At 75.5% G+C, this 8,351-nt stretch carries 3 protein-coding genes and 1 pseudogene (1 of these 4 running past the window's edge); 3 read left to right on the top strand and 1 reads right to left on the bottom strand.

What is annotated here, in order from left to right; all coding sequences use genetic code 11:
* From ACF1BN_RS06300 to ACF1BN_RS06290, 3 genes and pseudogenes are all read left to right on the top strand, one after another.
* Positions 1–1,417: pseudogene (locus ACF1BN_RS06300) on the top strand (GAF domain-containing protein) (its annotated part extends 207 nt beyond the left edge of the window); the annotation flags it as partial.
* Between the two features lie 300 nt (positions 1,418–1,717).
* On the top strand, positions 1,718–2,902 hold the full coding sequence (locus ACF1BN_RS06295; RefSeq protein WP_392330498.1) for an MFS transporter: 1,185 nt from the start codon (positions 1,718–1,720) through the stop codon (positions 2,900–2,902).
* Positions 2,903–2,959: 57 nt separating this feature from the next.
* A complete protein-coding gene (locus ACF1BN_RS06290) occupies positions 2,960–4,435 on the top strand; it encodes an acyl-CoA synthetase (protein ID WP_392330384.1) in 1,476 nt (491 codons plus the stop codon).
* A 100-nt stretch (positions 4,436–4,535) separates the two neighbouring features.
* On the opposite strand, the gene ACF1BN_RS06285 is transcribed toward ACF1BN_RS06290, so the two are convergent.
* A complete protein-coding gene (locus tag ACF1BN_RS06285) occupies positions 4,536–8,222 on the bottom strand; it encodes a S8 family serine peptidase (RefSeq protein ID WP_392330383.1) in 3,687 nt (1,228 codons plus the stop codon).
* Between the last annotated feature and the right edge of the window lie 129 nt (positions 8,223–8,351).

Raw genomic sequence — 8,351 nt, 5'->3', positions numbered from 1 at the left:
GTGGGGGGGGGCGCGGGGGTGGGGGGGGGGGGGGGGGGGGGGGGGGCGGGGGGGGGGGGGGGGGGGGGGGCCCCCCCCCCCCCCCCCCCGGCTCACCGGCCTCTTCACCACCGGGATGACCGACGAGGAGCGGGCCCGCGCCGCCCGGCTCCCCATCGGCCCGGGCGGGCTCACCGGCCCCGACGCCCTCGCCGGTCCCGGCGACCCTGACGACCCTGACGACCCCGACGATCTCAACGGACCCGACGGCCCCGACAGCGGCCTCGGGGTCCCGATCCACGTGCACACGCAGGTCTTCGGCAACCTCCACCTCGGCGGGAAGCCCGGCGGCTTCACCGCGGAGGACCTGGCGCTGCTGCGGGTCCTCGCCGCCCAGGCCGGCATCGCCATCGGCAACGCCCGGCTCTACGAGACGGCCCGCCGGCGCGAGCGGTGGATCGAGGGCGCGGCGGCCGTCACCACGGCGCTGCTCACCGGCGAGTCCGCCGAGGACGCCCTGATGACCGTCGCCGAGCAGGCCCGGATCCTCGCCGACGCCGCCGCGGGCGTGATCCTCCAGCCCACCCCCGAGGGCGGGATGGAGATCGTCACGGCCTCCACCCCGGACGACCCCGCCGACCTCGTCGGCACCACGATCCGGCCCGGCTCCGCCGTCCTCGTCCAACTCCTCGGCGGGGAGCCGGTCTTCATCGAGGACTCGGCGACCGACCCGCGGATGACCACTCCGGTCCGCTCCCGCTTCGGACCGTCGATGATGCTGCCACTGCGCAGCGGCGGGAAGCTGATCGGCACGCTGGCCCTCCCCCGCCACCGGGACGCCGAGCCGTACTCTGCGGTGGACCGGCTGCTCGCCTCCCAGTTCGCCTCGCAGGCGGCGCTCGCGCTGGTCCTCGCGGACGCGCGGCACGACCGGGAGCGGCTCGCGGTCTTCGAGGACCGCGACCGGATCGCCCGCGACCTGCACGACCTCGTCGTCCAGCGGCTGTTCGCCACCGAGATGATGCTGGAGTCGACCCGCCGCCGCGCCGAGGGCCCGTCCGAGGAGGACGAGCTGCTGGGGAGGGCGGTGGACGAGCTGGACTCGACGATCCAGGAGGTGCGGACGGCGATCTTCGCCCTCCAGCAACCGCCGGCCGAGGCGCCGACGACCTTCCGGGGGCGGGTGCTCCGCGAGACCGGCGGGGCGGGGGTGCTGCTCGGCTTCCAGCCGTCGGTGCGGTTCACCGGAGCGGTGGACACGCTCGTGGACGAACCGGAGGCCCGGAAACTGCTCGGCGTGCTGCGCGGGGCGCTCGCGGCGGCCCACCGGCGGTCCGGGATCGGCCGGATCCAGGTGGACGTCGGGGTCGGCGACGAGGGCGCCTGGCTGCGCGTCGAGGACGACGGCACCCCACCGGCGACGGTGACCTGGCCGTAGGCCCCACCCGGAGCGGTACCGGGGAGGCCGAGCCCCACCCGGGCCCTGCTCCCTCCCCCGGACGGGCCCTGCTCCCTCCCCCACCCGGGCCCTGTCCCCCTCTCCCGGGCCAAGCCGCGTCCGGGACCCTCCTCCCCTCCCCCGGGCCGAGCCGCACCCTGGCCCCGCCCCGTCCCCCGGTCCCTGCTCCCTCCCCCGGACGGAGCAGTCCCGCGCGCCGCAGGGCGGAGCCGGATCTTGACTGAGGGGGTGAACTCCGACGCCAAACCCCCCACCGCGGCGGCCTACCGCAATCTGGCGATGGCCACCATCGGCTTCACGCTCACCTTCTGGGCGTGGGACCTGATCGCGCCCCTCGGCAGCTGGTACGGCGAGCGCCTGGGACTGAGCTCCTTCCAGCAGTCCTTCCTCGTCGCCGTGCCGGTGCTCGTCGGCTCGCTGGGCCGGATCCCGGCCGGCGCGCTGACCGACCGGTACGGCGCGAAGCTGATGTTCCCGCTCGTCTCCGCGCTGACGATCGTCCCGGTGCTGCTGCTCACCGTGGTGAAGGACTCCTACGGTCTGATGCTGGTGGTCGGGTTCCTCCTCGGTCTCGGCGGCACGACCTTCGCCATCGGCATCCCGCTGGTCAACTCGTGGTTCCCGCCGGAGAAGCGGGGCCTGGCGCTCGGCGTCTTCGGCATGGGCATGGGCGGTGTGGCGCTCTCCGGCTACTTCACCCCCCGGATCGCCAAGCACGGCGAGAACCTGCCCTTCCTCGTCGTGGCGATCGCGCTCGCCGTGTACGCCGTCCTCGCCGCCGTCCTCATCACCGACCGCCCCGACCGCCCGGTGCCCACCGCCTCGCTGGCGAGCCGGCTGGGCTCGGCGGGCCGGCTGCGGGTGACCTGGGAGCTGTCGGCGCTGTACGCGATCGGCTTCGGCGGCATCGTGGCCTTCGGCGTCTACCTGCCGACGTACCTGAAGACCTGGTACGAGCTCGATCCGACCGACGCGGGCACCAAGGCGGCCGGGTTCGCGCTGGTCACCGTCGTCTTCCGGCCGATCGGCGGCTGGCTCTCGGACCGGGTCCATCCGGCGATCGTCACCGCGTGGGCGCTCGGCGTCGTCGCCCTCTTCGCGATCGTCCAGGCCTTCGACCCGAAGCTGAACCCGGGCGGCACGATCGCCCTGCTCGTCATGGCGGCCGGTCTGGGCACCGCGAGCGGCTCGGTCTTCGCCCTGGTCTCGCAGGTCACCCCGCAGGCCAAGGTGGGCTCGGTGACCGGCATCGTCGGCGCGATGGGCGGCCTCGGCGGCTTCGTCCCGCCGCTGGTCATGGGCGCGATCTACAGCGCCAAGGACTCGTACTCGATCGGCTTCATGCTCCTCTCGGACCTGGCGCTCGCGGGATGTGTGTACGCGTACGGGCGGATGCGCGGGATCCGGCCGGGCGGCGACGAGCCGGCGGCCGGGACGACGAAGGTCACGGCCGGCTCGCCCTGACACCCCGGCAGAATCGTCCCGGCAGCACCCTCGCCCCCGACCCGAGGAGTTCGACCGGTGGACGCCCCGCTCCCCCCGCCCCTGTTCCCGGCCCTCGCGGCCCCGACCGACCGACCCGCCCTGCGCTGCGGCCCGGACGTGCTCTCCTACGCGGAGCTGGCCCGGGCCGCCGGCGCGCTCGCCGCCGGGATCGCCGGGTCCGGGCGGGTCGCCGTGTGGGCCGCGCCGACCGCCCGGACGGCGGTGGCCGTGGTGGCGGCACTGCTCGCCGGCGTCCCCGCCGTCCCGCTCAACCCCCGCTCCGGCGAGCGGGAACTGGCGCACATCCTCGGCGACAGCGCGCCGGAGCTGGTGCTCGCGGGGCCCGCGGACGAGCTGCCGGCCGCGCTCGCCGCGCTCCCCCGGGTCGACGTGGAGCTCGACGGCGAGGGCTCCGGGGCGGTCCCGCCGCCCGCGGAGGCCGACCCGGAGTCCACCGCCCTGATCGTCTACACCTCCGGCACCACCGGCCCCCCGAAGGGCGTGCTGCTCTCCCGGCGGGCGGTCGCCGCCTCGCTCGACGCGCTCGCGGAGGCATGGGCGTGGACGGCGGACGACGTGCTCGTCCACGGGCTGCCGCTGTTCCACGTCCACGGCCTGGTCCTGGGGGTCCTCGGGCCGCTGCGGCGCGGCGGCGAGGTCCGGCACCTGGGCGGCTTCTCCGCCGAGGGGGTCGCCCGCGAGCTGGCGTCCGGCGGCACGATGCTGTTCGGCGTCCCCACCATGTACCACCGGCTCGCGGACGCCCTTCCCGGCGATCCGGCGCTGGTGAAGGCGCTGTCCGGGGCGCGGCTGCTGGTGTCGGGGTCCGCGGCGCTGCCGGTGCGCGACCACGAGCGGATCGCGGCGGCGACGGGGCGGACGGTGGTGGAGCGGTACGGGATGAGCGAGACGCTGATGAACACCAGCGTGCGGCCCGGCGGCCCGCCGCGCCCCGGCACGGTGGGGACGCCGCTGCCGGGCGTGGAGGTGCGTCTGGTGGAGGAGGACGGTTCGGTGCTCGACGGGTCCGACGGGGAGACGGTCGGCGAGGTGCAGGTGCGCGGCCCGAACCTCTTCTCCGGCTATCTGAACCGCCCGGACGCGACGGAGGCGGCCTTCGACGGGGGTGCGGCCGGCGGGTGGTTCCGCACCGGCGACATGGCCGTCCGCGAGGCCGACGGGACGATCCGCCTCGTGGGCCGCAAGGCCACCGACCTGATCAAGAGCGGCGGGTACAAGATCGGCGCGGGCGAGATCGAGAACGCGCTGCTCGACCACCCGGGGGTGCGGGAGGCCGCCGTCACCGGCGAGCCCGACCCGGACCTGGGTGAGCGGATCGTGGCCTGGGTGGTGCCGTCCGACCCGGCGGACCCGCCGGCGGACGCGGCACTGGCGGACCACGTGGCCCGGCTGCTCGCCCCGCACAAGCGGCCCCGGGTGGTCCGCCTCCTCCCCTCTCTCCCCCGCAACGACCTGGGGAAGGTGCTGAAGAAGCGGCTGCCGCGGGGATGACGGCCAGGCGTGTGCGACCGCCCCCGCCGGCCTCGCGGCGCCCGGAACGCCCTGAGGGCCGGACCCCTGGTGGGGTCCGGCCCTCCGCCCGCTCAGCGGGTCACTTCACGCCGACCGCGCGGATCAGCTCCTGGCTGACGGAGCCGCCCTGGTCGTCGCTCGCGCCGGCCCGCAGGGAGACGGCCTCGGCCCCGGACGGGACGCGGAGCTCGCCGGTCCAGGCGGCGTCCCTCCCGGACTTCCGCAGCCGCACCTCGCGCCAGGTGGCGCCGGAGTCGTAGGAGACCTCCAGGCTGCCGCCGGTGATTGTGCCGGTGCCGGCGGCGCCCTCGACGTACTCGGCGAAGATGCCGACCGGGATCCGGGAGCCGGCCCGGACGTCGCCGTACAGGTCGGTGTCGAGGTCGAAGCCGAGGTTGAGCATCGGCAGGTAGGTCACCCGGTCGGACGGGGTCTCGGCGGAGCGGACCGTCCACTCGGTGTGGCCCTCGGCGCCGAGCCGCCAGCGGGCCGGGTCGAGGGTGGTGTCGGTGACGACCTTGAAGGTGGCCTCCTCCGCCGGGGCGTCCCAGGCGTAGGCGCCGGAGCTCATCTTGCGGTCGACGCGGACGCCGTTCACGTACACCTCGGTGTACTGGGTCATGCTGTCGTCGCCCCACACGTTGCCGAAGCCGGTGTGGTCGCGGCCGGAGTCGCCCCAGCCGGGGGTGTTGAACCGCAGGTCGTTCCCGGTGCGCTGCTGGCCCCAGCCGAGGCCGGTGCCGAGCCAGGGGTGCCAGACGGGGCCGAACCACTCGCTGCGGCTGACGGAGCCGCCGCGGTAAACGGAGCGGCCGCCGCGCTGCTCCAGGGACTCGCCGAGGTCGACGGACTCGTGCCACTGCTGGCCGGTGCCGGTGGAGACGTACTCGGTGCGCTCGGCCGGGAAGGCGATCCACTCCTTGAAGCCGACGCCGACCTTGAAGGTGTCGGTGATCGAGAAGCGGAACTCGCCGCCCAGTTCCTTCCGCTTGGTCGGCGCGTGGAAGGTGGAGCGGACGGTGGCCAGGTCGCGGTGGCCCGGGCGGAGGACGAGGTCGGTGCCGATGCGGCCGGGGTGGCCCTCGGAGAGGTCGTACACGTACGGCGTGAAGCGGGTGCCGGTGAGGTCGAGGCGCTTGCCGCGGGCGGCTCCCGCGGCGAGCCGGGCGGCGTCGGCGCGGTTCACGGTGGCGACGGCGAGCGGGCGGTCCTGGTGGTCGGCGGTGCCGAACCACTTCAGCAGCCGGCCGGCGGTGTCGTCGGAGACGAGGAGGGCCGCGGCGCCGGCGTCCTGGGCGGTCTGGGCGACCTGGACCGGGTCCGCGCCCTCGGCGAGGCGGACGAGGACGGCCCTGCCGGTGACGTCCTTCCCCGCGTACTCGGCGGGGGTGCCGGTGCCCGCGTCGGCGAGGCGGAGGCGGTGCCGGCCTTCGAGGAGGGCGCTGCCGCCCTGCGGGCGCAGGTCGGAGAGACGGGCGCCGTCGACGCTCGCCTCCGCCATCGGCTTGCCGAGCCGCCACACGGTCCGGTACTCGAAGGTGCCGTTCCGCACGGGCGCGGTGGGCGCGGCGAAGAGGGAGTCGTAGGTGAGCGGGACCTGCACGATGTCGGTGTAGCCGGTGCCGTTGGCCTGGCGGTCGTACTCCATGACCAGCTGGCGGGTCTCGGTGCGCCTGTCGACCTCGGCGCGTATCTCGCGCAGCTGCCGGCCGTCGAGGGTGATCTCGCGGTCACGGTCGAGGACGACCTCGGGGGCGACCATGAAGCCGAGGCCGAGGGAGTCGGAGCCCTGGGCGCCGCGCACGTCGAGGAAGGTGTCGACGGTGTAGGTGCCCGGCTTGAGGCGGAGTTCGACGGTTCCGGACTCGCCGACGGAGGCCGGGAAGGGGTCCTCGCCGGGGGTGAGTTCCTTGATGCCGAGGCCGGCGGCGGCGGGGGCGCCGTCGCGGTCCTTGACGTGGACGGTGAGGGTGTAGCGCTCCTCCTCCTTGACCAGGCCGAGGGCGGTGCGGGCGACCGGGGTGCCGCCGGCGGTGGCGGTGATCCGGCCGGAGCTGGTGCCGACCGGGGCGGTGGTGCCGTCGCCGGTGACGGTGGTGGAGGCGGAGCCGTGGGCCGGGACGGTGAGCGTGGTGTCGGCGAGGGCGGCGACGCCGGCCGGCATGCCCTCGACGGCGAGGTCCAACTCGACCGGGGCCTCGGAGGAGTTGGTGTAGGTGACGGTCCTCGTGACCGGCTTGTTCTCCTCGTGGGGCCAGGCGAAGAAGCCGAGGTCGGCGGAGCCGGTGGCGGTGATGTCCGCGGCGATGGCGGCGGCGACGTCGACGCGGCCGGCGCCGAGGTCGTACGCGGAGGCGTCGAGGGTCCTGGAGCTCGACATGAGGGCGTCCTTGAGCTGGGCGCCGGTCCAGTCGGGGTGCCGCTCGGCGAGCAGGGCGGCGACTCCGGCGACGTGCGGGGTCGCCATGGAGGTGCCGTTCATCGAGGTGTAGAGGCCGGTGCCCTCGGTGAGCTGGGAGCGGGCCGCGAGGATGCCGACGCCCGGCGCGGAGAGGTCCGGCTTGAGGGCCTGGTCGCGGTGGCGGGGGCCCTTGCTGGTGAAGGAGGCGGCCTCGTCCGCGGAGTCGACGGCTCCGACGGTGAGGGCGGAGTCGGCGGCGCCGGGCGAGCCGATGGTGCCGGGGGCGCCGGAGTTGCCTGCGGCGATGACGAAGAGGGCGCCGGTCTCCGCGGAGAGGGTGTTGACGGCCTGGGCCATCGGGTCGGTGCCGTCGCTGCCCTCCCGGGAACCGAGGCTCATCGAGACGATCTTCGCGTCGATGTCCTTGGCGGCCCACTCCATGCCGGCGATGATCTGCGACTCGGTGCCGGAGCCCTCGTCGCTGAGGACCTTGCCGACGGCGAGGGTGGCGCCGGGGGCGACGCCCTTCTCCCTGCCGTCGGAGCCGGCGCCGCTGCCGCCGACGGTGGAGGCGACGTGGGTGCCGTGGCCGTCGCGGTCGGCGACCTCCTGGCCCTCGATGAAGGACTTCGACTCGGCGACCCGGCCGGCGAGGTCGGGGTGGCTCGCGTCGACGCCGGTGTCGAGGACGGCGACCTTGACGCCCTTGCCGGTGAGCCCGGCCTCCCACGCCTTCGGGGTGCCGATCTGGGCGTTGGACTCGGCCATGGCGGCCGTCACCCGGGCGTCGAGCCAGACCTTGGCGGGGGCGGCCGCCCGGGCCGCCGCGCCGGCCTTCCCGGTGAAGGAGTGCCAGAAGGCGGCCGGGTCGGTGGCGTTGACGGCGGCGCCGCCGACGCTGGGCAGGGCGCGGACGGTCTCGGTGCCGCGCGGGGCGCCGTGGGCGGCGCGGGCGTTCTTCCCGCCGTACGTGACGATCAGCGGGAGCGTGTCGGTGACGCCCTGCTCGACGAGGCCGGTGACGTCGAAGAGGCGCGGGTCGAGGACGCCGGAGTCGAGGTGGCGGCGGGCCTCGTCGGGGACGACGGTGATCCGGCCGTCGGTGACCTGCGTACGGACGGCGCCGGTGGCGCCCTTCGCCCGGTCGACGGTGACGGTCTGCCGGCCGCCGTCGAGTCCGGTGAGGGTGACCCGGTCGCCGGTGACGAGGGTGACCGTGGCGGAGGCGGCCGGGCCCCGGAAGGTGTCGGGCACGGCGGCGGCCGTGGCGCCCGGCGCGGCGGCGGTCTGCCCGGCCGAGAGCATCACGAGGGAGACGCCGGCGGCGATCAGCCCGGCCCTTCCTCTGGTCGACGGTGCGGTCATGGGGGGACTCCTCGCGGACCCGGGGGTTCGGGGGTGGGATTCCGGATCCGCGAGGAGTCTGGTCGCTGGGAAGGGAGTTGAGTCCTGCGGCGACTGGCGGCTATGCGCCGTGGCGGCCAACCGCCAGTC

The organism is Streptomyces sp. NPDC014861, from assembly GCF_043081625.1.
Lineage (GTDB): Bacteria > Actinomycetota > Actinomycetes > Streptomycetales > Streptomycetaceae > Streptomyces.
Note: the sequence above shows the minus strand (reverse complement) of the source record. Positions and strands in the feature narration are given on the sequence as shown.